This is a genomic window from Vibrio sp. 1401 (genome assembly GCF_033340295.1).
Map to the genome: position 1 here is coordinate 1 of NZ_JAWOWF010000765.1, position 539 is coordinate 539.

A 539-nucleotide genomic window follows, 5' to 3' on the forward strand; every position below is an offset into this window, starting at 1 on the left:
GAACTGGATTTACTGTTCATCGAATCGGATTCACTGTCGACAGGGGAGCGTTCTGCATTTCAACGTCGACTCGCACAAACCTCAAGTGTTCTTGCGGCGAATGCGCAGGGCAGTTATTTGGCGAATCAGTTATTAAAGCCAGATTTTCCTAATCAGTTGGTGTCGATGAAGGCTACGCTCGAACAAAAACTGGTTTCTTTTATCTTTTGGCTCATTGTCGTGAGCGGTTGTCTGTTGGCGGTGGTTTCATGGGCTGTCTCCTCTAAAAATGCGGTGGCGAATTCAAGTTCATCAGAGCCTGCCGTTTCTCAAACTGAAAACGCATCCAGTTCTTTAGAACACCAGAACAAAGCGCGTGAGTTGGCAAGTGATGCTCAAGCGAATAAAACGCAAGAGCTAACCCCTGATTCGCGACAAGAATTGCTGGCTTCGCAAGAACCGTTTATCGATATAAACAGAATGCTGGATTCGCTTTCTGGCGATGAAGGCGCTGTCCGAATGTTGCTCGAGGTCTTTATTCAAGATCATGCTGAAGATGG

General features: G+C 46.8%; 1 pseudogene. It reads left to right on the top strand.

The features are described 5' to 3' along the window. A pseudogene (locus R7Z77_RS28045) lies at window positions 1-539 on the top strand (Hpt domain-containing protein); the annotation flags it as partial.